Origin of the sequence: Clostridium sp., from assembly GCF_051278035.1 — a bacterium.
Taxonomy (GTDB): domain Bacteria; phylum Bacillota; class Clostridia; order Clostridiales; family Clostridiaceae; genus Clostridium_AD.
Window position 1 is genome coordinate 1 of record NZ_JBNMNU010000056.1, and the last position, 24,875, is coordinate 24,875.

General features: G+C 30.4%; 21 protein-coding genes. 4 read left to right on the forward strand and 17 right to left on the reverse strand.

Going from position 1 to position 24,875, the window contains the following annotated elements; all coding sequences use genetic code 11:
- Positions 1-487: 487 nt before the first annotated feature.
- Both ACJAX4_RS10195 and brxL read right to left on the reverse strand, forming a co-directional pair.
- A complete protein-coding gene (locus ACJAX4_RS10195; RefSeq protein WP_435789354.1) occupies positions 488-973 on the reverse strand; it encodes a hypothetical protein in 486 nt (161 codons plus the stop codon).
- Between the two features lie 25 nt (positions 974-998).
- Positions 999-3,029 (reverse strand): protease Lon-related BREX system protein BrxL, encoded by a 2,031-nt coding sequence (brxL, locus tag ACJAX4_RS10200; RefSeq protein ID WP_435789355.1) that lies wholly within the window; start codon positions 3,027-3,029, stop codon positions 999-1,001.
- 124 nt (positions 3,030-3,153) lie between these two features.
- On the opposite strand from brxL, the gene ACJAX4_RS10205 reads away from it, so the two are divergent.
- Positions 3,154-3,873: a hypothetical protein gene (locus ACJAX4_RS10205; protein ID WP_435789356.1), complete on the forward strand. Its 720-nt coding sequence runs from the start codon at positions 3,154-3,156 to the stop codon at positions 3,871-3,873.
- A gap of 29 nt (positions 3,874-3,902) precedes the next feature.
- Here the strand turns inward: ACJAX4_RS10205 and pglZ are convergent, their stop codons facing one another.
- From pglZ to ACJAX4_RS10240, 7 genes are all read right to left on the reverse strand, one after another.
- The gene (pglZ, locus tag ACJAX4_RS10210; RefSeq protein WP_435789357.1) at positions 3,903-6,464 is read right to left on the reverse strand and encodes a BREX-1 system phosphatase PglZ type A; all 2,562 of its coding nucleotides are present in this window, start codon (positions 6,462-6,464) and stop codon (positions 3,903-3,905) included.
- Between the two features lie 62 nt (positions 6,465-6,526).
- Positions 6,527-10,150, reverse strand: coding sequence for a BREX-1 system adenine-specific DNA-methyltransferase PglX (gene pglX, locus ACJAX4_RS10215; protein ID WP_435789358.1), 3,624 nt, complete (start codon positions 10,148-10,150; stop codon positions 6,527-6,529).
- Between the two features lie 55 nt (positions 10,151-10,205).
- Entirely contained in the window at positions 10,206-13,781 is a 3,576-nt protein-coding gene (gene brxC / locus ACJAX4_RS10220; protein ID WP_435789359.1) for a BREX system P-loop protein BrxC, read from the reverse strand.
- 64 nt (positions 13,782-13,845) lie between these two features.
- Positions 13,846-14,430: a DUF1788 domain-containing protein gene (locus ACJAX4_RS10225; protein WP_435789360.1), complete on the reverse strand. Its 585-nt coding sequence runs from the start codon at positions 14,428-14,430 to the stop codon at positions 13,846-13,848.
- 74 nt (positions 14,431-14,504) lie between these two features.
- Positions 14,505-15,113, reverse strand: a complete 609-nt coding sequence (locus ACJAX4_RS10230) for a DUF1819 family protein (protein ID WP_435789361.1) — start codon at positions 15,111-15,113, stop codon at positions 14,505-14,507.
- A 250-nt stretch (positions 15,114-15,363) separates the two neighbouring features.
- A complete protein-coding gene (locus tag ACJAX4_RS10235) occupies positions 15,364-15,957 on the reverse strand; it encodes a recombinase family protein (protein WP_435789362.1) in 594 nt (197 codons plus the stop codon).
- Positions 15,958-16,069: 112 nt separating this feature from the next.
- Positions 16,070-16,210, reverse strand: a complete 141-nt coding sequence (locus tag ACJAX4_RS10240; protein ID WP_435789363.1) for a hypothetical protein — start codon at positions 16,208-16,210, stop codon at positions 16,070-16,072.
- A gap of 401 nt (positions 16,211-16,611) precedes the next feature.
- On the opposite strand from ACJAX4_RS10240, the gene ACJAX4_RS10245 reads away from it, so the two are divergent.
- On the forward strand, positions 16,612-16,911 hold the full coding sequence (locus tag ACJAX4_RS10245) for a hypothetical protein (protein WP_435789364.1): 300 nt from the start codon (positions 16,612-16,614) through the stop codon (positions 16,909-16,911).
- 326 nt (positions 16,912-17,237) lie between these two features.
- Here ACJAX4_RS10245 and ACJAX4_RS10250 read toward each other — a convergent pair whose 3' ends face one another.
- Positions 17,238-17,939 (reverse strand): hypothetical protein, encoded by a 702-nt coding sequence (locus ACJAX4_RS10250; protein WP_435789365.1) that lies wholly within the window; start codon positions 17,937-17,939, stop codon positions 17,238-17,240.
- Positions 17,940-18,531: 592 nt separating this feature from the next.
- Here ACJAX4_RS10250 and ACJAX4_RS10255 point away from each other — a divergent pair.
- A complete protein-coding gene (locus ACJAX4_RS10255) occupies positions 18,532-18,909 on the forward strand; it encodes a glucosaminidase domain-containing protein (protein ID WP_435789366.1) in 378 nt (125 codons plus the stop codon).
- Positions 18,910-18,979: 70 nt separating this feature from the next.
- Here ACJAX4_RS10255 and ACJAX4_RS10260 read toward each other — a convergent pair whose 3' ends face one another.
- From ACJAX4_RS10260 to ACJAX4_RS10275, 4 genes are all read right to left on the reverse strand, one after another.
- Complete coding sequence (locus tag ACJAX4_RS10260; protein ID WP_435789367.1) at positions 18,980-19,216, reverse strand: DUF2922 domain-containing protein; 237 nt, start codon at positions 19,214-19,216, stop codon at positions 18,980-18,982.
- A 43-nt stretch (positions 19,217-19,259) separates the two neighbouring features.
- Positions 19,260-19,484, reverse strand: a complete 225-nt coding sequence (locus tag ACJAX4_RS10265; protein ID WP_435789368.1) for a DUF1659 domain-containing protein — start codon at positions 19,482-19,484, stop codon at positions 19,260-19,262.
- A gap of 114 nt (positions 19,485-19,598) precedes the next feature.
- Positions 19,599-19,760, reverse strand: a complete 162-nt coding sequence (locus ACJAX4_RS10270; RefSeq protein WP_435789369.1) for a YvrJ family protein — start codon at positions 19,758-19,760, stop codon at positions 19,599-19,601.
- Between the two features lie 177 nt (positions 19,761-19,937).
- A complete protein-coding gene (locus ACJAX4_RS10275; protein ID WP_435789370.1) occupies positions 19,938-20,711 on the reverse strand; it encodes a DnaD domain protein in 774 nt (257 codons plus the stop codon).
- A 274-nt stretch (positions 20,712-20,985) separates the two neighbouring features.
- On the opposite strand from ACJAX4_RS10275, the gene ACJAX4_RS10280 reads away from it, so the two are divergent.
- Positions 20,986-21,348 (forward strand): helix-turn-helix domain-containing protein, encoded by a 363-nt coding sequence (locus ACJAX4_RS10280; RefSeq protein ID WP_435789371.1) that lies wholly within the window; start codon positions 20,986-20,988, stop codon positions 21,346-21,348.
- Positions 21,349-21,618: 270 nt separating this feature from the next.
- Here ACJAX4_RS10280 and spoIVA read toward each other — a convergent pair whose 3' ends face one another.
- The 3 genes from spoIVA to ACJAX4_RS10295 form a co-directional block, all read right to left on the reverse strand.
- Positions 21,619-23,097: a stage IV sporulation protein A gene (gene spoIVA, locus ACJAX4_RS10285; protein ID WP_435789372.1), complete on the reverse strand. Its 1,479-nt coding sequence runs from the start codon at positions 23,095-23,097 to the stop codon at positions 21,619-21,621.
- Between the two features lie 168 nt (positions 23,098-23,265).
- Positions 23,266-24,258, reverse strand: coding sequence for an NAD(P)H-dependent glycerol-3-phosphate dehydrogenase (locus ACJAX4_RS10290; RefSeq protein ID WP_435789373.1), 993 nt, complete (start codon positions 24,256-24,258; stop codon positions 23,266-23,268).
- 1 nt (position 24,259) lies between these two features.
- A partial coding sequence (locus ACJAX4_RS10295) for a GTP-binding protein (RefSeq protein WP_435789374.1) occupies positions 24,260-24,875 on the reverse strand: 616 nt, incomplete at its 5' end.

A 24,875-nucleotide genomic window follows, 5' to 3' on the forward strand; every position in this document is an offset into this window, starting at 1 on the left:
ATATTGAAAATTATATATATTGTTCTTTATTGTTTCATGTTCTGGAATACTATCCATCCATTTTATCCAATGTTGGTTATTCACATCCACCATTACTGGATTCTTTATATTGTTAAATTGTTTTAGAAATTCAAACAACTTGATTATTTTCTTTTTACCTGAACTATCCATTATTTTTCACTGCCCCTTATAATTCTTTTACTTAATCAACAGATATTTGTTCTATCTATTTCTATTACCTTTAATTTGACCATCGATCATTTACTCAAACCCATCTTTGAAAGAGATCGTCTAAAATAATTAAATACCACTTTAAATTTTTCACAATTAAATAAACTAACTAAAGTGAAAATGCACCTTAGTCAGCCCTCTTATACTACCCCCTCAAAATAGGTACATTATATTTATTGAGTATCTCATCTTTCTTTATATAATGATTTAATTGTAATAACTTCAATTTTGCTTCTAGAAATATCATTTATATTTATTACAAATTACTTGTATTAACATCAATACTACTTAACGTAGAAAGAATATCTGTTAAATCATAACCAGCAGCACCTTTTATATCATTAACTTCACATTTTACCTCTTCCAACTTATAACCGACATCACTACTAATACTACTAATACTGCTTAACTCAGAATATATATCTGTTAAATCATATCCAGTAGACCCTTTTATATCGTTAACTTCATTTTTTACCTCTTCCAACTTATAACCGACATCACTACTAATACTACTAATACTGCTTAACTCAGAATATATATCTGTTAAATCATATCCAGTAGACCCTTTTATATCGTTAACTTCATTTTTTAACTCTTCCAACTTATCGCAGACATCAGAGACTGAATTATATAATCCGCTACCCTTTATTTCATCAACCGAATATATTAGTTGCTCAATATTAGTATTAACATTATTTATGCCATCCCTAATTTCTTGTAAAATTTCAATTAATTCTTCCATTTATAACACCCTCCATTATTGAATACTATTCTACTCCCAAAGCCTTAAATACCGCATCTTCTGCACTCTGATAAAATGATATTTGAAATTTAGCAAATAACTCTGCTGGAACCGTTGCAATATCCACTGCTGAAGACATTGGTATTAATATTTTTTTTGCTCCACTATCAAAACATACTTGGAGTACATTCGCCAGTTCTTCAACCTTATTTATAGTTCCTCCAATACTCATCGAACCTAAAACAACAATCTGACTTTGTGCTGGTTTATTCAATGCCCCTGAACAAAGTGCTATAAACGATGTTAAAGCAAGTTCGCTAGTAAGCCCTACGCCATTTATATCTTGCACATGCATTTGATAATCCTTTGTTGATGTACTAATTGTTCCACTAATCCCCCTAGAATTTGCTTTAAAGAATCTGAATGATGTTTCAATTGCTTCCTTAGCTTGTCTATCAGAGCCTAGCCCAGTTTTTTCAAATTTGCCCGAACCAGTAACTACTTGTGTTTCGATCTTATATGCTCCAATCATTCCAGATTTTCCTCTTCCGATTGTATATATATGACCTGGCTTTCCCATACCTTCTGGTATGATTTTACCTCCGCCTTGTTCTGGAACTGGTACAAACTCCTCATTCATTGTTTCTCTATCTATATAGGAAAATTGAACATCATAGAATTCCATACCACCTATTTTCTTTAACTGTTCTTTTACTCTTCTTCTACCGACTAGAGCATACCTTAATACCTCTTCTACTTCATCTCTACCAAATTCTCCATTTGGATACAGTAACTTAATAAGTCCTGATACTGTTTTTCTAACCGATATTACATCTCGTTGGTTTAAGTTATTTCCTAATTTAAAATATTTTTCATATGCATCAGAGTAAGATCTCTTTCGCATCTCTCTTAAGAATTCTGCCAAAAAATCGACAATAAATCCATATTCATCTGTAAAAAATTCAGGTCTCATTTTAGGAATTTCCCAACCTGGTATATAGTAATGCACTCTATCAAAGAAGGCACTATCATAGGCCATTTCTTCTGGAAATGGTTCAAATAAGTGTGACGTCTTTAGCAATACCTCTACACTTTGATTAATATTTCCTACAAAAACCATAGAGGCATTAGCATTCTTCTCTTCTCTACCTCTAGCGAAAGAACCTGAAGCCATATAGTCTTTCATTATTTGTATTCCATCATTATCTTTAAATGTAATTCCAGCGACTTCGTCAAACGCAACAACATCCCACATTCCAACCAGTCCAATTTTCTTACTAGCCATATTGTAAAATAGGTTTGCTACAGTAGTTTGACCACCAGATATTAATATTGAGTTGGGAGATATTTCTTTATAAATATGTGATTTTCCTGTTCCTCTTGGCCCTAACTCACAAACATTATAATTGTTTTCTACTAGTGGAACTAATCTCTCTAGTAAATGCCATTTCACTTTATTTTCAAATTGAGTTGGCTCCATTCCAGTAGCACGAAGAAGTGCATCTATCCATTCATCCTTAGTAAAGTTTTTTCTCTGCTCGAATAGTTCTTCTAAATCTACGTTAGGCATCTGTATTGGCGTAAGGCCATCTATACTAAAAGGACTTGCACCTTTTAATTCTTCCTCAAAGAAGTACCCCATTTTAAGTATGCACCATATACCACCAGCCAATAACTTCTCAAATTCCTTTACAAAATGAGAAGAAATTGCCACACCTTTTAACCCAAGATTTGAAAACTCCGCTTCATATATGTCTTTTCTCTCATTTAATTTAACAGTTACCTTATCTATAACAGTATATTTTCCCAACTCTTTAATCTTAGATTTAATTTTTTCTGATTCGTCAGGTCTTACAAAGTTATCAGATAATATTTTTTTCACTCTTTCAACACCATCATTTATGCTATCCTCATTATCTGTAGCACAGTACATTCCAAGCAAATATTCTAGCACGTAAACTGGAACATTTGCTCCTTCTTTAATTTTTTTAGTCAGGTCTTTTCTAACTACCTTACCTGCAAAATGGGTATTTAGTTTCTTACTTAATTCATCCATTCCATCTCTCCCAAATAAAAATTTGATATTTAAATTATTGAATTTATATTTTATTAATTTCATTATTCTATTAAGATAAACATATACATAATATGATAACACTACCTTAGAAGGCGTAACAACAATGTATGAATGTATTGATTTAGATAATAAAAAAATTATATCTGTAGAAGAATATAAAATACTAGAAAAACTAGAAATTTCACCTGAAAATATTGCATGTCTTTATTGTAATCATAAGGTCTATTTAAAGGCTGATAAATCTAAACGAAAAAGCCATTTTTCACATTTTCCAAAAACTTCTTGCAGTTCATTTGATTTCAGAAAAATATATAATCTAGGTTCATCTTATAAAAAGTCTAAAGAGGAAATTGAAATTTTAAAAAATGATATAATCTTAAATAGTTTTAAAATCTACAATAGAATTGTTGAAATTCAAAACAACGTAAGTATACCGGATTTTCTATTACTTCTAAGCGAGTTGATTTGTTCCAGAGCATTATTCCTAACTGGAACTGATGTTGCTCTTATACCATACCTTTGTCTTCACATTAGAGAAAAGAATAACAATTCATTTTATATTTTTACATTTGATGAAATACCTAATTCTCCTTTGTGGAGCCTATCTTCAGATAAAAATGTTCTAAAGAAATTTGAACTAGCCTCCAATAATGTAATACTCAATACAACTCTAATTCCAATAACTTCTGATTTTCTCAATATATCTTTTAAAATACCTTATGAATTTTTAATTAATACTATAAATCCATTAATTGAAATTTTTAATATTAAACCTCCAAGTGATGATTTATTAACTCAAAAATTAATAAGTAGAGTATTTTAACGAAGTACCTTTCGGTACTTTGTTAAATCCTAAAACCCAAACTCATTTGCTATAGCAATATCTATACTAAATGGTATCTTCTCATAGATATTTTCTACAGTCTCTTCTTCATCAACCATTACCAAGTAATATTTTTTTGTCTTATCATACACTATATTTCTCAAAGTAAATTTTTCTTTATAACTTCTTTCTTCAGACTTCGTTGATTTACTATCAACAATAATTATATTCTCATTACTAATTGTATTTCCTTCTTCATCTGCAAAATAAATCTTTAATCTTAACGGTACTTTCTTATCCTCTACCTTCTCTGTTTGGAAGAATTCCAAATAAGTTATAACACTTGTAATTTTCCTTGATATATTAGTAAGTTTAACTTCTACCTTCTTTACATCAGACTTGCCATTCTTACTTCTATCGTTCTTAAACTTTATAACTGGTATTACAATTTCTTGTAGCGTAGCTCCACCATGGACAAAGTTTGCTCCTTCTCCTTGCACCTTAAACCTATTTGATCCTCTAGGAACAGTAACATACTTACTGCTATCTTTTCCTAATATATAATCCATTGAGAAGCAAATTGTGCCATCCATCTCTTCTTTTTTATCACTAATTATAAATCTTCTCTTTTCAACTGCTGCATCTTCTATATTTTTTAATGTCTTATCGCTTTCAGTTATAAGTCCACGTTTATATATAAATCCATGGTCAGAAGTTATATAAATATTAGATGCACTAACATTGTTAATTAAGTCATTTACTAAAGTTTTTAATTCTTTGAATGTTTCATCAACAGCATTAAACACTTCTCTTTCCGTTGCTGCATGGTCGCCTCTTGCATCTATAGAATTATGATATATATATATTAATTTCTTTCCATTAAAAGTTTTTCTAAACTCTGCCCTAGACATTTCAACTAAATTTTTATATTGAATAGCAACAACTTCTTTAGAATATTTTGATAAAACCTTTTCCCTATTATTCGTTCCAGCAGAATTAATGCCATCTACGATTATTTCTACTTTATCGTCCATTTCAATCTCACTACTCGGAAGTAAACTTGCCATACCTAATTTTGTGTAAGAGGGTATTGCTCCCTGCATATAAGATATTTCTGTAAGCCCTTTTCTTTCTACATTTAATATATCACTAAATTCTTTAGCAGCCTCATACCTTAACGCATCAGATATAACTACAAACACTCTTTCACCTTTATTTACATGAGACTTTATAAATGTATTGTAAAAATCCTTCTGTTGAGTAACTAACGGTATATTCCAATTATCTTTTAGTTCATTATTAATAGCATTAGACCATTTTACTGATAGTTCATCTACAAACCAATTTACATAGGTATTTTCCACCTTCATTCTGAGCTTCATTAGCGTTTCTTTATCCTCTGCTTTATCAAAAGCTACGTAAAATCTTCTATATGCTTTATCTACTTTATAATACTCATTTGCATATTTCTCAATAAATTCATAAGACTTATGCTGTCTTATAAATCCACCTATATTTTTCTTCATTTCAAATAACTCAATAGCAGCATTTATAGCCTCATACTCCTGTTCAAAACTACTGAAAAAGTGAGTTGTTCTTCTTGCTAATATTATTTGATAATATTTATCATACTCTTCAATATCATTTAAAACTAAGTCTACTAATTTATTTATAATAGCCTTATCAAATGCTTTAAATGCATCACATTTTATGTAGTTATCTATATCCCACTCTTTTAAATATTGCTCTACATTTAACTTACTCCCTATATTATTTGCAAGTACATCATATATTTTAGAGTCTACAGAATGGTTCATAAAATGATTTACAAATATTATACAGTCTCCTTTTTTAGATGATACATACTGTTCCCAAGTCTTAGGTATAGATTCTTCCAAAGTATAATCCAAATTTGTAACCATAAAGAATATCATTAATTTTTCTAAATTCTTATCCACAAGGTTAAATCCATAATATTTTTCTACTAATATCCAAAAGGCTTCCATATCAGCAAATTTATCTATGGCTTCTAGATATCTATTCTTCTCTTTTAATTCTTCTGCAAATAATACCTTTATCACGGCTTCAATATCACAAATATCAAGTTTGCATAATGCCGAAAGCACTGCTATATCAACTTTTTCTTCGGTATAGTTTCCTAATCCATATGAAGTAAAAGCAGCATATCTTTCTTTATTATTAAAGAATTTAAGGTACTTCTTAAATACCCCTCTTAAAGTATCATCCTTCACACCCATTTCTCTCATAATAGCAGTAGTCTTATCTGTAGAAAATTCTGTACTATATTTAAAAATATCTAAGAGATAATTTGCTCTTGGAGATGGCTTTTGCATCTTTGCATAAATAAGAAAATGTGATACCTTATCAACTCTTTCAATCTCATATTTTATTGTGTAACTATTATTTTCAGTTAATTTTAATACTCTTACATTATCAAGGTTAAGTTCATCTATATCGTAAGCAAACTCACCTTCCTCGTCATACCAGAAAACAATTTGTCTCTTCTTACCATAATCAAGTTCTTTATTAAATGTTTCTGTTAATACTGTTTTTATCTCTTTTAAGTTCATATTTCACCAACTTTCTTTTAATCAAGTTCAGCAGAACACCTCTGCTGAATCACTAGTAAGTCTTATATTCTTGATAACAAATCAGCCTTCAATGGCTTTTTACCTTCTCCTTGCGGTACTTCTATTCCTTGGAATTTACCATAGTTTACACTTACACCATCATCAAGGTCTATGCTTACCTTTTGGTTTGCAACGTGTGCAATAACTTGATCATATTGAACACATTCAAGTATTTGTTTTTGTATCTTTTCTTTTTTCTTTTTTGCTTCAGTTTTTTCTCTTACCGACTCATTACTGTTTTCCATTACCATCTCTAATGTATTTACCTCCGCCTCATATTTCCTTTGAAGTAAATGTAAATAATCTGTTCTAACTATTGCTGCAGTATCAATATCATATCTATGCATATAAATTAAAGCCTTAAAACCATCATTCTTACCTGAATCAAATAACCAATAAATTGGTCTCTTTTGATAGGTTCTTAAGTGATCTTTGTAAAAGTCTTTCAAGAAATATCTTCTTATTGTTTGCCTTGATGTTTCATTACCCTTTTCACCTAAAGTATCCGCAATATAATCTAAATTTTGTTCTATAGTTTCTTCGCTAAAAGTTATTTTAAGAAATTCTATAAAACGACTTACTATATCATCTTCAAAATATTCATCGTCGGTTATTGGAATTACATTGTCTACATCTACTTTAAATGTTTTATATCTACTTGAATCAAATTCTCCACCGGCATAAATTAAGCCTTCTTCATCTAATGAATATCTTCCAAACATACATCCTATTGCATAGGAGATAAATGATCTAGTGTCTCTTACTCTATCTGCTTTTCTATTTGTTATATCTTTATCATCTACATCTGGGGTTAATTCATCTTGAAGTCCATAAATTTCTATAAAAATTCTATTTAATTCCTCTTCATTGTACCTCAACTGTTGAAATGTTCCTTCTGTTTTAGTTTCCCAAATATTAACTACAGTACTTAATTTCATATTAATACCTAAATCTAAATGTTTTAAAAATGGATGGCTTTTAAAATCCCATGAAGTTTCTGATATATCCCAATCTTCTTTTGAAACACTTATATTCTGTTTTACTATCTCGTTTATTCTATCTAATTGACTTTTATCATTAGGAAAAACTACTGGAATATTAGCAATAACCCCTGAACTAAGATTTAATGTTGGATTTAAGATTTTCAAAAATTCCTTTGAAATTTTTGTATTTAAAAGTGCTGCAAAAAATAAATACAAATCTTCGCTACAAAATAAACAATGTGAACCAACATCAAAAATCATACCTTCATTAAAGCATCTTACACCAAATTTATTGGAACTAATTAATGACCATGTAATACCCTTTTTTAAGTAAAATTCTTGACTAACCAACCGTCCCATTGACGTTCCATGAGTATTTAGCCAATCAGCCCATGCACGTAATTCCGCACCATCATTTTCCCAATTGACTACGTAATTATTGTTTCCATACCACTTTCTATATTGTCCACCTTTGTTATACGGAAACCATTTTTTACCACTCTTTTGAGCGAATTCCCTACTTTCATATCCAAATCCAATCCGACCAATATCTGTTTCAAACCACAACCTTAAAAATCTATCATTATCTGATGTAGACATACCTTGTCTTGGCTTAGCCACATCAGCTAGACATTTCTCTTTTGAAAAAATGTCAATAAATTTACGATTAACCCAATATCCAATAATATTATCAGGCAAATCTTGGTAGTCATTCATCTTAAAATAGTAAACCAAATCAGGATTATTCCCCTTTTCATTTATAATATTGATTACAGTTTCTTCTTTTGCCTTAGCATCTCTAATATTAATCAATCTGAGATATTTAGCACAATAGTTATAGTGCGAATTTTGAAGAATAAATGAAGTTGACTGCACTACTTCGCCACCTATTTCCTCAAATGCACGAGTACCCAAATGCAACATATTGACTATTGATTTCGTTAATACAATATCTTTTCTCAGTTCACTGAAACTTTTCAAAAACATCCAACTATGCTGATTTATCATACCTATATAAGCGTTTTGTTTTGCCAATTGAAAACTAACTTCCATAAAAACAGCAAACAAATCACTTTTAGCAATTTGGTAATGCTTCGTAATATATTGCTTTAATTTATCATTCATACCCTGTCTGATTCCCATATAAGGTGGATTAGTACAAACTACCTCATATTTTTGACTCATTATCTTAGCCTGTTTTATTAAATCAGGTATTCTTTCTAAAATAATATTCTTATACTGCCATTCAAATATGTCATTTGTATCACCATTTTTTATTTTTTCTATTCTTCTTTCAATTGTATCAAAATCAATTTCCTTAACTTCCAATATAGATCCATATTCTTTTGCATCATTAAATACATCTATTAAATAATCTATATCTTCTCTATGAATTCTTTTTTCTATTTCTGTCTCTTTTGTATTTACTAAGAAATTTATTGCTTCTATAGGAAAATCATTACTTTCTTGTATAGAACATATATTTAAATCTATTCTTTTTCTAAATATTCTTCTGTTATAGCTTCTAGCCTTCATCATAACTGCAAAATAAGCAAGTTGTGCTGCTCTATCATCTATATCTAACCCATAAATGTTTTTTTCTAATATAAGTTTTGGAATTTCTCTTTCAGAGTATCCTGCTGATTTATATATATCATACAATACATCAAATTGATAAACGAGAATGTGACCTGAACCCATACAACAATCTATAACTTTAATATCTTCAGGTTTTAAATTTTTATTTTTGTCTCTTATTGCCTGTAACTCTTTCATTACTTCTGGCTCTTGTTCTGGTTCTTCTAAATAATATTTCCATTTAGACTTTAATTCTTCATCTGGATGACTTTCAAGCCACAGTCTACCTAATGAATTCTCCACCATGTACTTTACTATCCAATCTGGTGTAAATAATTGAGTGGCTGCCGGTATATTTTCTTTTGTTATTTTCTTATTTTTCTTTAAATCAGCAAAAACTTCATCTTTCTTTTCAGAAATATAGTATTGATATAACCATCCTATAATTTCTACTTGCTCTTCCCAATCCTCTTCAGTAATTGAAGTTACCAAATCTCTTACTATAGAACCCTCTTGAAGTAAATTATCAGGCAATAGTAATTCAGTGTAATCTTCTATTTCTTCAAACACTACAGGCATTATTTTACCAAGTTCATTACACTGTCTTATAAGTAAATATTTAAATAATTCCTCTATACTGTTTTCATCTTGCAGTTTATAAATTAAATCTATATTTAAGTTTTCAAAATCCAAGTTTGCTGCTTCACGAATTATATCTGGTTCAATTTTGCTACTATCAGTAGATGATAAAACTCTTACTCCTGAAGGCAAGTATTCATTTACTTCCATAAATCTAATGGCAATAAGCCTATTAAACCAGGTATAAGCAACTTCTTCAAGTAACTGCTCAAATCCCTTTTCATTTATCTTTTTCACTAAATTTTCTCTATGTTTCAATAGTCTCTTATTATACTTATTCCCATTGACCTCAAAAGCATCTTCAAACATTTCTACTGATTTTATTTCATCTTTTGTTATACCAAAGGCATAGGCCTTTTGTTTTATCTGTTCTTTTAACTTAACTCTTGCACTAACTGCAAAGTTCTTGATTGAGGATTTATCCATATGTCTCTTCCTTTCATATACTTTTCAAGGAGAAATAACCCCTCCCATCAAATTACTAAACTAATTTAATTATTGTGTTCTCCTCTAATTCTTCATTTAGTTTTTTTCTAATATCATCTAATAATCCTTCAATATCATCTTTGTTTTCTATGGTCTTAGCACCATGAAGGATATTGGCTATGCTTACAGTTTTAGTTTTTCTAGTTCTGTAACTTAAAGTGGTGCCACCTCCAACAACAGTAGTCCCCCCACCTAAGTTCGTACCGCCATCTACTTTTTTACGATCTACACCCCTTATTCTTTCTACTTCATTTGATATTTCATCAAAGCAACGCATTTTTAACCTGTCACTTTCTTCTTTCATTGCTATTGCCTCGTAGAAGTTATTGGCACTATCTAATCTTTGTATCAATTCATTAAATTTCTTTTTAAACTTACCACCTAATTCATCTTTAAATTCGTATAAAGCAAGGTCACTTAACACTTTTTCACAGTCTGATTCAACTACTTTTCTTACTGGCTGACATTCTACTTCTAATAACTCAGTAAATTTTAATGCGAATTCTTCAATCAGTCCTGGTAATTGTGGAATCTGAGAATATGGATTTTTACTTGTAACTATAGCATTAATCTTACCAATTAAATCTATAACCTGTTGATCTAAAACATAAGTCTTATTTTTATTGTAAATTACACTCTTCCTTATAGCATCATCAAAGAACTTCTTTTGATTTTTAAAGAACTTCTTTACATCCTCTGAATACTCCACATAATCTAAGAAATCATCCTTTAACTCATATGCCTTTCCATAAAATTCCATAGTGTCTTTTTTACTTACTAATTCATCAAAGACATTTTTCCCATCAATAAGCACATCCTTACCTGGATAATTGGGTTGTTCGTAATATACAAGAAGTTCTCTAATATTTGCTGTTTCTTCCTGTACCAACCCTTTAAACTTAACCATTAATCCATCTTCATCAGAAGGTACCGCAGAATAGTTAAAAATATTTTTACATAATTCTTTAACATTGTTTATATATTTAGGTGGCATTCCTGTCCTATTCTTAATTAGAACTCTATCTATATAGTCTCTCTTAGTTAAATAGTTTACTACGTCTTTATCATTAGTAGTTAGATATTGGCTGTTAAACTCTATTTTTATTTTTTGTTCTTTTAATAACTTTATTATTATCGCTGCAATATCAAGTTCTTCCCATCCGTAAGGGGCTTTCGAGTATAAACCAATAATTCCTTTCATAGTCATAGGAATATTTCTTGAGGTATTTCTTTCAACATAACTATTAACCTCATCAATGGCTAACTTGTTTTTTTCCACATCTACCAAACTTAACTGTACATTATCATCTGTTAATATTTCTTGTAATCCTCTTGAACTATCAACATATTCCTTAATATAATTTAATTTATTATATAGAGTATCTATTAAAGCCTTAAATCCATCATTTATACGTTCAACAGGATTCTTTTCTTTAATATCAAGAAACTCTGAATTCGCATATATTTCAGCAGTTTTTAGTCCTTCAATTAGTAGGATTTTAACTCTATCTCTTCTATCTGAAACTTCTCGTGATTTTCTTGTTTTTATATCTTCTATAGCCTGTGTTGACGCTGTACCACTTTTTATTCTTAAATAAGATTGAACTTTTAATATTTCTTCCGTCTCTTCTAAAAAAGTTGTATCATTGGATAACTTTACAATTACATTATTTTCTCTTGTGGACATAAGTTTCAATTCTTGATGGGTAAGATCAACACCTGAGTCAAAATACGGTGTAATAATTCTTAGTCCTATTTCATTATTTTGCTGTCCTCTTGCTCTATCATCTATGATAGAATTGAATGGAAAATTGTATTTTGATGAATATTTATATTTCTTGTCTGTATAAATATCTTCAAATATTGTTTCAGAAGCCTTCTGAATAACTTCTCCCATGTCAATTCCGATGCTCTTAATTTCTTTATTAACATCTTGTTCTTCATTAGTTAAAAATAGATATTCCTCACCATTTTTCTGTATCAATGTTTCTGATATCAAACTCTTTAATGATGCTTCTACTCTCTTTTTAATACTTAATTTATCATCGTCTATGTGCTTAACCAATAATGTAGATATATTTTCAAGGTTTGAAGGTATTTCTTTTACATACTTAATCATAAATAAAAGTTTTAATACCTCTACGTCATCTTCATTAAGTCTAGAATTATCTTTTGCACGTATTATAACTGTTTTTATATTAGCATCTAAAAATGCTTCTATAGTCTCATAAAATGCTGAGAATGGTATTAATACTCCCATTTCTTCATCCACATATTTAATAGCGGACTCTTGAAATGCACTTAGTAATGACCTCTCACCTTCTGACAAATGCTTACCTGATGCACCATGTATACGAACCCCGTTGAATACATTCTGAACTAAATTAAATTGATACGGAATGAAAGGATATACCTCAGCGAAGTCATTTTCGTTTTCATATACCTTCATTTCAGCAGTATTTTTTGAAAAAGTTATTAAGTTCTTCAAGATAGATTTCTTATCTCCATACAACAATTTTAGTGAGTCTGATGAACCATGAGTTTTTTCTAATATACGTTTTTTAATAACTTCATCAACGTTAGCACTTGAAAGAGATAGTCGTGTATTAAACCTCCCGACAATTTTTGAAAAATCGCCTCCCTTGACCTTTGTTACAGTGTCTATATCCTGTTGACTTGTAACAATAACCCAAGCCTTACCACCGCAGTATGTTCCTAAGTCCTCTACTACTGTTTGTAAGTTAAGCATTAATTGTGAATCATCCCCGATATACTGCCCTATTTCATCAACTAAAAATAAGACGTGATGATTTCTGCCTTTGTCTTCTATATACTCAGTTACTTTTTGAGCGAATTTTCCAACGCTCAACGAGTAATTTTCTTCTGCCTTGTTGTACCAATTTCTCGCTGCATCGCTACTCATTTTAGTGGCCTTTGATAATGCTTCTACAATAGCATCTTCTTCATAATAAAAATCTTCCCTTGCGTCAGTCCACTTATTACCTGATATGGTCTCAAATTCTTTCTTAAACTCTTCATACACCCTATCCTTAATCATCTGTCTCTCTAAATCAGCCACCCAAGGAATTGAGCCACACAATCCCTGCATTTCGTTAAAAACTTTATTAAATACTTTTACTATGGACTCTTTATCTGCCTTAGAGTCACTGTCACTTTTAGAGTCTATGTTAAATAGGATAACATCTGTTGTAATATCCCCTGCTTGTTTCATATCTGCAAGAATCATTGGATCTTGAACTTTAGTATCAAAATATTCAGCAGATTTTTTATCATTTACTACTTTATTTTCTAATAAATAAGATAATATCTTTAAAAAGTGGGATTTACCTGATCCAAAGAAACCAGATACCCAAACTCCCATTTTATCTGTATTGTTATTTATGCCTTTTTTGTAGGCTTCAAAGAACTCTCCGAAGTGACCTAATAATTCCCTTGTAACAACATATTCGTCTAGTTCTTGATATATATTTGAGTCATCATCTTGTCCAACCTTTATAACTCCCTTAATGTCTCTTTCTATTCCCTTTGAAAACATCTTTTTAACTTGCATTTGTAATTTACCTCCAATTTAATCTTTCTTTAGCATTTTACATTAGCCCTTAAATATATATATTTTAATACTTATCAATAAGTTGAAATGCTCTGTAATAATTATCGTCTTTTACTTCATTGAAAAGAACTAATTCTAAGCCATCATATTCACCTGGGAAAAACATAACTACAGGAACTGCATCAATAGCCTTATGTAAGTTATTTAATACTGTGTGTGAACGTATAATTGGCCATGCTTTACCAACGCCAGTAATAAACACAATGTCATTTTGCTGAGTCCTATTTACTATATACTCTACAATCATGTCATTTTTAAGAGTTAATCTAAGTGTTTTCTTAGTTGCTTTAAAAACACACTCGCTTCCCTTTTTCTTTTCCATTTCAATATTCTTTTGCAAATAGTTCTTTTCCTCTAATATTTCTAACATTATTTCATATAAATCAAATTCTTTAACATAAATATTTGAATTACCATCATTGACCTTCTGCTTTATAAACTCAATATGATCTCTTACTAAGAGTTCGTATTTAGGTTCATAATCGAAAATATAGTATCCTATCTCATTACCTAAGCCTTTGTTTTCTATAAAGGCCTTATCTATAATTTTAGGTATAATTGCATCTAACCTTTGGTATATTGTTTTCATGTTTTAACTCCCTTCAAGATGTTGGAAACTTAATCTCACTCATTGCCACTTTCAAATTGCTCATATAACTTCATTTAGGAGATATATCCTAACATTGCTTCTAAGTATATTAAGTCACCTATTCCTTTTAAATGCTGTGCTAAATCGCAGTCTATTATTGGTATGTTTATTTCTTTATCGCTCTTTTGATTTTTAATTAATCCTGCTTCAAATAGGATTCTAGTAACTACCTGTTTGACTTTATAGAAGGTATAATCTTTCCATGCTGCTACGGAATCACTTTGCTCACATTTTCTTTCAAAGTAAACATTAAAATCGCTGTCCGCAATATATTTTTCTTTCAATATAATCTTATCTCTATAAACTTCACTCATAAACTCAAAAAACAGCCTATCAGTTTTCATAATTGCGTAGATTACAATTTGTTTGCTAGTCTCTAAGTCACCATTTGCCAATTTGCTAAGTAAAAATTCATCTAAAGCCTTCAGCCTTTTTAATATTATTGACGCAACTTCCTTTTTTCGTCTCTCAGATTTCATTTGAAAAATATTAACATTGATAGACATATCTATTATTTCAAACTCTTTTAAACCTTTTAAAACAAGACTTGAAGCCTTTTTTGTTTCTATATAAAGAAAAGATGTAGCCTTAATTGAAGACCTATATTCCAACTTTTTATCCATATACCACCATTCCTTCGGGCCAAAAATTCACTATTTAATTTATTGTACCATATTTTCAAAAAATAAAGCACTCTTTGCACTCACTTTTATGTATTTAAAGCTATTCTTTAGTTCCATGCCACACATACTTTGAATTATAGCCACATTATAAAAAGCATTAACCTACCAGGAGCGCAAATGTATTCCTGATAGATTAATGCTCCCTATATCTCATAGTCTTTATATGTCTATATATTGCGAACATAAGGTACTATTTAACCTCCTCAATAAGCTTAATGTATTTATATAAACATGTTCTGGATATGTCGCACATTCTAGCACATTCACTCTTATTTATCTTGCCATTCTTTAATAGGTCATACAACTTGACTACTGCCACCGGAACATCTTCTATAGTAGTTGTAGGTCTACCTAGTAACTTCCCTTTAGCTTTAGCATTAGCCAGACCACTTTTAACTCTTTGGCTTATCATGTTACGTTCTATCTCTGAGAACACACCCATCATTTTTAACATTCCTTCTGTCATTGGATCTAATTCTTTTATGCAATCTACAATAAAATTTCCTAACACTAATTTGATTTTTTTAATTTTAGCTAATTCTATAATTTCACATAATTGTTTGGTGCTTCTGGTTATTCTGCTAACTTCTGTTGCTATTATAGTGTCACCCTCTATAACCTTATCTAATAGCTTATTAAATTCTACTCTGTCTATTTTAGTGCCACTTGCATATTCCAGGTATATATTCTTAATAGTAACCCCTACTGCCGTTAATTCTCTTGTCTGCCTTGTTATATCCTGTTTAATATTATCTGTGCTACATCTCGCATATCCATATAACATATATTTCCACCCTTTCATCTGCACCCTCATTATGTAGTATGCCTTTTATACGAAACTGTATACAAAATGGTGTAGATATTTTCAACTACATATTTTAAGATAAAAATATCTTCTAACCCTTATAAATGAACTGAAAATCAATCATAGCTGAAGTATTTGATGTGTAGTCAAAAGCAATCATTCTATACTCTAAAGAGGTAACCAAATCTGTTTTTACATACGGATAAAATTTATCAAATCTATAATGCGTCATCTTGACTACTTCTCCATATGTTTCTATGCGTTTGTCCTGATTTTACACAAGATGAAATAATTTTTTAATAGAAAAATAAATCTTAGAGAAGTCTAGGACTTTTGCATTGCAGAAATTAAATATATTTATGTCACTTGATTCATTATAGACTGTAAAGTATAAAAAATTTTTAAAAAAATAAAAAAAGTATCGCAAAGCATTTAAAAGTATTGTATAATAAATGAATAAAGTGGTTTCAAGACTAAATTAATAAAAGGGAGTGTAATAATATGTATTCAAGAAAACAGCTCAAAGCAATCTATGACTCTTTATCGAATGAGGACAAGAAGGCCTGGTCTAGCTTTGCTAATTATGCAAACTACCAAGGCTTATACCGCTATCTCAATTCTTACGGAGACAAAATGGCATATGACAGAATTGTCATAGCATTAAAATCAACTGTTGGCGATGAAAGATTTAATGAACTTGTTGCAAACATCCAAGATATACAGGTAGACACTGGTACAAGTGATGTTGAGAATACTGTTTCTACTAACCTTGAAAGTATCATTGAAAATATCAAAACGAAAGCAATTAAACAAATTCTTGACGCTGATAATGTAGAAGTTTTAGAGAGGGCCAAAGAAGTGTTTGAATGTGCCGTTAACATTACAAAAAATCAAATTGAGAGGTTGAATCTCTTGAATAACATTAATAGCTAAAAATATTAAAAAGACAGGTTGGGTGTTAGAAATCCCTTTACCTGTCTTTTTAATGGTTTACTTTTTATATTTTCCCTACAATGTCGGCAGCTTAAAGTTATCTTTTCTTCTTTTTCTTCTAACCCTATATATCTAACCCCTGTTACTCGCCACTTTGGTGTGTGATGCAAAACCCGATTTTTTTATCTTGGTCTTTGAGTGAAGCAATCACTTCTTTTATCTTTTTCTCTTTTGTCCTATTAAATATATCTATCTCTGTTATTTTACTAAATTCACGAAAATATACAAACAAATATTTGCATTTATTTTATTATACATTACTTGTATTACCTATATATATCTTTTAAATATTTTTTCATTTCTATATCACTTATAATTATGCGAGAGATTTCCTCTGCAATATAACTTAAATAACTTACATAAATATTTCTCTTATCTTTAGGAATAAAATCTTGTGTTAAAGAAAAATGTAAGTTTGTGGAATTATGTAAAATAGGAAGTATTAAAATATTTTCATGTTTATCTATACTTTGTTGAAAATATTTTCCTAATCTTTCTATTGTATATTTTGTGCCACTCTTTCTATAAAACTTATTTTCTCTTTCATTATATTTTTTAAATAATGATCTTACAGCAAAGTATGAGAAATCACCCAAACATAGTATTAATCTATATTTTACTTTATTGTTACTATCAAAAATTTCTTCTCTTAAGTTTTTAACTACTGAAGTATAATTTATATTTAATGGATTAAGTCCCCATTTATTATCATAATTATTTACAGCATTTACAAATCTAAAAATGTCTCCTTTATTATTTAAATCACTTGGTAACTTAAGCTTATATTTTTCAATTAAAAATTCATTCATATAATACTTCAAAGGAACTATAATGCTGTTATATGTTACTCCTCTTCTATCTAATATTTCTTTTAGTTTATCTTGTGTTCTCTCTTTCTCAGGTAAAGAATCTCCTACAATTAATATTGGAGAATCTTTTGGGCCTCTTGCACATAAATCTTCTCTCATAAAAAAACCTTTTTATTTCTATATGTTGGTGTCCTCTAACTTTTGAATAATCGAAACTTTATTATCACCCTATACTTTATATTCAAAGTATAAATGTTTTATGTATGGGAAGGAATCTCCAAGGCTATAAGTTAGTCACTCCACTCCATTACAGTATAAACGAAATGCAAATCAATCATTCTTAAGCATTTGAAGTGTAGTCAAAAACAAATGTTAATGCGTACGCTTATGTTTTCTCATTTTTGTTGCGTGGAAATTATTAATCAATCAACTGTAAACAAAGCCACTGGTCTTTGGCTTAATTTACCAGGCGCTCCAGAACATTTTATGAATAGCAGTACCCCTTCGATAAAGGTGGCGATGGAGTCTTACGCGGGCGTTCCTACATGGCTGCGTAGACTTAAGATTTTTTTGTTTATTAATATAGAATACCTAATTTAGCAACAATTTAAATTTAACTAGAACACCCGCACGCCGTCTGGCACCAAAAAAGGACCAGCTTAGAGATTCTTATGCTGAAGCATGTTCTTTTTGGGGTAACGGTATACGTTCCCATACCTTCTCCCTCCAAATTCTCTATACAACTAACCCCATGCTGTGCAAATTCAGAAAGTATGATTCGTTAGACGACAGCTTACTAGACCATGGAAAGCTTTTAAGCTTCAGTAGGTACAAATCTGTAATAACTTCTAAAAATTACAAACAGGCCTGGCAGAACGTTTATAAATCAGGTTGCTGCACTGACAATGAGTACCCTGAAAAACTAATATCTATAATTGAACAAAATAAGCTTTGTGTTTATGATGCTGCTCATAGATTTGAAATCTCTAAAAACATTTCTACAGAGGATATTAAATATGTACAGAACTGCTTAAACATTATGAAAATAAGAGATGTAAATAATAATGCTTTAGTTATAGATGGAGGACTGGAGCAGTTATTGATGGAATTTTCGAAAATGAAACCGTAAGACATGTTAATGAATATCAGAAAAATAAAAAATCTTCCACCAAGAATTAATTCTTAGTGGAAGATTTTCACTATGCTACATCAACTATATTAGTATCAGTAGTAACTATTTTAGCATCTTTCTTGCCAGTTAAGTTACCACTATCTAATTCAAAAATGTTCTTTTCAATGACTATATCCATAAGCGAATTCACCTCAGCATCTGTCATGGTTGGAACTCCATCTCCATCAGCTTTAATGTCAGATACAGTTAAAGTAAAATACTTACCTTCTGTATCTGTTAAAAATTTCATAACTAATCTATGCATATCCTTTTCCCTCCTTAAAATTATTTAACTTTCATAGCTAAAACTATTCGCTAACTAAGTTGAACTGATCTTCTCTATCTAGTCTGAATAGCGGATATGTTTTGATGTTTGAGATAGCTTCCCCTACAGCAAAAATGTCCTCATCTAGTGCAGCAACCTTTAGATCCCTTAATCGTTTTGTTGAATAAGTGTCTTTACCCTTGATGTCAACTCCGGTTTTCATAGTAAGCTTTAATGTACTTGCTACCTTTGTAGATACTACTGCCATACTGATTCACCCCTTTCTTTTTTTCTTTTCACAGCATACATATGCTCTTCCAGAAGTTATTGCGGTTTTTTTATAAATAAAAATAAAAAAATAAGAATACCAACTTTGGTATCCTTATTTTTCAGATTTTCCTATAACGATGGATATAACTGCTGTTAAATTAGAGATAGATTTATTGAGATCCTCAATTTTCTTCTCAAATTTAATAAGCAAGTACACACTCACTCCTATAGGGAAGCCAACTGTATTAACCAGTTTAATAAATGCATCATACATTCTGCATTCCTCCCCTCACCGTCATAAATGATATATATGCTTTTTAAAATTGTTTTCTATGGGTTTTGTAAATATATTTTTAAAGTTTAGCTAAAGCTTTATTTTTAATTCTCGCATAGTAGTAATAACTATTGTCTCCAACGCAGGCTATTTCCATTTGGAGATGAGTTCTTTTTATTATCCCATTCCCTTTGATAAGCTCGTACCCCCTCTGCTTATCCAGTAGTTCAATATTTTAGTTATATACTTAATAGTTCTAGCGTTATAATTTACCGCTTCTTCAATTGGCATAGTAATAACTTCGCAGCTACCATCACGTGTAAAGTCCATTAACTTTTCATGTTCACTGGGTGCCATTGGATGGATATTATTTTCAAAAACCTTAAGTACACTTTTAATGTCAGATGAAGAATTATTTTTAATACTTACTACTTCTTCTTTTTTACTTATTATTTCTTCTTTATTACTTATTATTTCTTCTTTATTACTTATTACTCTATTACTTGGTAGCACCTTACAAGGCCCTTGTAAGCCCCTATAAAGCCCCTCAAATATTTTCTCAACCTCTAACCCTTGCACCTCACACTTCCGGTAAAGTACCTCTATGAACTTAGTGTTTTTCACTTTACTTAATTCTTTATTTACGCATTTAATTGCATTAATATTATTTGGTTGATTAAATTTTATCCAGTTTAAAATCATGATTTCTTTTGTATCATCACAATAAGCTATCTTATTGTACTCACAGAACCTAGTAAGAAGCTTGTCTATAGTTTCTCTATGATATCCAGTCTCAGCAACTATGATCTGTTTTGGAAGTTCATAAATACCACACTGACTAGTTTTCGAATTAGTCATTAAATAAAGATAGAAAAACTTTTCTTCAGGCGTCAAATCCATTACAAACCCATCACTCCAGAACTCAGTATATAATTGTCTATATTTAGCCATTATTAAATCCTCCCTCTTATAGAAGCAGATTGCTTCTCTGCGTTTTCTTGAACTTTAATAATCATTAAGTTACCAGTATGTTTATATTTTTTACCCATAATTAACTGCCATAAGCTTACCATCTTACAAAAGTAATTTTATCAATATGGTAACTTAATTATATTACCATAAGGGTAACAAGTCAATGAATCGTTCGATATTTTTTATATTTTTGGTAACATTTGTTTTAATATCATATATCTCTTGTATAATATTTACTATGGAGGTGATACATTTGGTAACATTCGGTGATCGATTAAAGACTGAAAGAAACAGAATACAGGTTACATTGGAAACAATGGCTGAAGATTTGAAAACTACAAAGGCAACTCTGAGCCGTTATGAAAATAATTTACGAGAACCTAAAGTAGATTTTGTTAAGCAAATAGCTGATTATTTACAATGCTCTACAGATTACCTCTTGGGCCGAACAGATAATAGATTAGGAATAATAGTACAAGATAATGCTTACAATAATGACATTAAAATTGAAATAGATAATAGTATTTACCCTGATGGTCTTACTCATGAACAAGTATTAGAAATACTTGAGAATCTAAAAAATGCTGGTTTCAAATGGGAATCTAAGGATAAATAGAACTACAGTACTTAATTCGGCAAATTTCCATGTAACCTTTAAGGCATACAGCACATGCAAATCTTCATTCTAATCACATATAATATTAACTGTTATGTCTTTGCCTGTGTTCCTAATTATGTCTTAACACTCTTACTTAAGAGCATTTCAATGCATTGCAACATACATTTATAATAATAAAATAAAAAAAGTACGGTTTTTCATTATAAAATGATTCCCGTACTTTTTATTTCTTTTTCTCCGTGCTATTTGAATCTTATAAAAATATTATTATAATATAATGCAGATTAAACTGCCATTACCCTCATTTATGATTCTTTGGAGAGTCTTTTGAATTTTTACTTGTACATCATCAGGCATCTTAAATAATTTATTTTGAAGTCCTTCTTTAACTAGTACTTCTAAAGACTTACCGAACATATTACTCTGCCAAATTTGAGATTTGTCAGTTTCAAACTGTTCTAAGATGGATTTATAAAACTCTTCACTTTGCTTTTCTGTACCCATAATAGGAGATACTTCGGTCTGTATATCCGCCCTAATAAAGTGAAGTGAAGGTGCAGACGCTCTTAACTTAACTCCATATCTACCACCATGCTGTACTATTTCAGGTTCTTCTAAAGTCATTTCTGAAAGCAGCGGTGCTACAAGTCCATAGCCTTTTTCTTTAACATCTCTTAAAGCATCTGCAATTTTATCATATTCAGTTTTAGCTCTAGAGAATTCTCCCATTAAAGTTAGCAGATCATTCTCTCCCTTTATTTCACAATCACAAGTTTCACCTAGTATTTTGTAAAACAATTCTTGCTTAGGAATTAAATTAACTCTTGCAGTACCTTCCCCCATATTCATTTCATCAAGTCTTGCAGAATCTAAAAAATCAACTTCATTAAAGCTTAGTAATGATTTATTTATATCTCTAACTTTAAAAATATCCTTACACATATCTTTTAAGAATTTCATGAAGCTAATTTTTACCCAATGCTTAGAACTTAAATTCTCAATCCACTCTGGCATATCTATGTTAATTTCTTTAACTGGGAATTCTTTAAGAACTCTCTGGAATATATTTGCTATATCTTCCTCATTCATATTTAATACATCCATAACCTGCACTGGTACATCATATTTTTCTTCTAATTCTCTTGCTAAATCTGCAGTTTCTGGAGCTGCTGCATTTCTAGAATTTAGCACCATTATAAAAGGTTTATTAATGGATTTAAGTTCACTCACTACCCTTTCTTCAGCCTCTACATATTCCATTCTTTCTATACCTGTGATAGAACCATCTGTAGTGATTAAAAGTCCAATAGTTGAATGTTCATTTATCACCTTTTTTGTTCCAAGCTCTGCCGCATCCTCAAATGGAATTTCATAGTCATACCAAGGAGTTGTAACCATTTTAGGTGTTTCTCCTTCAGCATATCCTACCGCTCCCTTAACAATATACCCAACACAATCAACCATTCTAACTTTGAATTTAGTTCCACCTTCAAAATCAATTTCAACGGCTTCGTTGGGTACAAATTTAGGTTCAGTGGTATGAATTGATTTTCCTGAACCGCTTTGAGGAAGTTCATCTATGGCTCTTTCTTTTTTATGGGGATTGTCTATTTTAGGAATTACCAAAAGCTCCATAAATCTCTTTATAAATGTCGATTTTCCGGTTCTTACAGGGCCCACAACACCTACGTAAATATCCCCTTGAGTTCTCACTGCTATATCCTTATATATATCAAAATTATCCAAGATATACCCTCCCAATTCTTATTATTAACATTATAATTATATTTGAGATAACAATGAATTATTACTACTCATTAAAAATATATAAAAAAAACCAATTTTCATTATATTCTAATGAAAAATTGGTTTTATATATCATTCTTTTGCTATTAAACACCTTACTTATAATCTTTAAAACTCATCTTTTTTATTTCTTGACATTAATTCATATACTGCATATTTAGAATCTTTTTCTTCAAATAGCACTTTGTACAGTGCATCCGTTATAGGCATAGATACCTGCTGTTTTTCTTTAAGTTGATAGAATGCTCTTGTAGCTTTTATACCTTCAACTACCATTCCGATGTCATCGCAAGCCTTATCCATAGGAACACCTTTTCCAATTAAAATCCCAGCTCTTCTATTTCTACTGTGCATACTAGTACATGTTACAATAAGATCTCCCATCCCGGTTAAACCGTAGAAGGTTTCAGATTTGCCTCCAAGTACAGTACCAATCCTTATAATTTCGCTCATTCCTCTTGTCATTAGTGCTGCCTTAGAATTATCTCCGTAACCTATACCATCCGATACACCTGCAGCTAGTGCAATAATGTTTTTAACAGCACCACCTATCTCCACACCAATAATATCTTCATTAGTATAAACTCTAAACTTACTGGTCATAAATGCATCTTGCACAATCTTTGCATATTCCATTTGTTTAGATGTAACTACTACTGTTGTAGGAATATCTAAAGCAACCTCTTCTGCGTGACTAGGACCCGATAGGATTACTATAGGATTACTTTGAATTTCATCTTCTATTACCTGTGAAATTCTTTTTAGTGAACCCTCTTCGATTCCTTTTGCAATGCTAACCACAATTTGATTTTGCTTTAAATACGGTGCTATCATTCTACTTAGCTCTCTAATTACATGTGATGGCACCGCTAGCACAATTATATCACTATCACTTATAACTTTTTCTATGTCTGTGAATGCTGTTACTCCTGCTGGTATGATAACGCCAGGTAAATATTTTATATTTTCTCGTTTAATGTTAATGTCATTAACAACACCAGGTTTTCTATCCCATACATTAACTTTTATTCCTTTTTTAGCAATCATAATGGATAATGCAGTACCAAAACTCCCACCACCTAAAAAAGCAACTTTCAGCATTCTATTCCTTCCTTTCCCTAAATATAAGTCTTATTCCTGTTCCGTTAAATTCAAAACTATTTCTCAATTGATTTTCTAAATATCTCTGGTATGAGAAATGTAGTAAATTCGAATTATTTACAAAGAAAACAAATGTTGGTGGTTTAGAATCTACTTGAGTAACATAATATATTTTAAGTCTCTTGTTTGCCACTGTTGGAGGTTCTTGCATAAGTACAGCTTTATTAACAACCTCGTTAAGTATTCCTGTAGAAATTCTTTTCGAATAATTTTCAAAACATTCGCTTACTGTAGACAATACCTTATGTACTCTTTGACCTGTTTTAGCAGATATAAATAAATAAGGTGCATATGCCATAAAGTTTAATCCTGCTTGTAATTTTCTCTTATACTCAATCATAGTCTTGTCATTTTTTTCAATAAGATCCCATTTATTCACTATAATCATAATTGCTTTTTTCATTTCATGAGCATATCCTATAATTTTTTCATCTTGATCACTTAATTCATCTGTAGCATCAATGATAAGTATAACTACATCTGCTCTTTCAACAGCAGCTAGAGATCTAATAACTCTGTATCTTTCAATTCCTTCATTAACCTTACTTTTTCTTCTT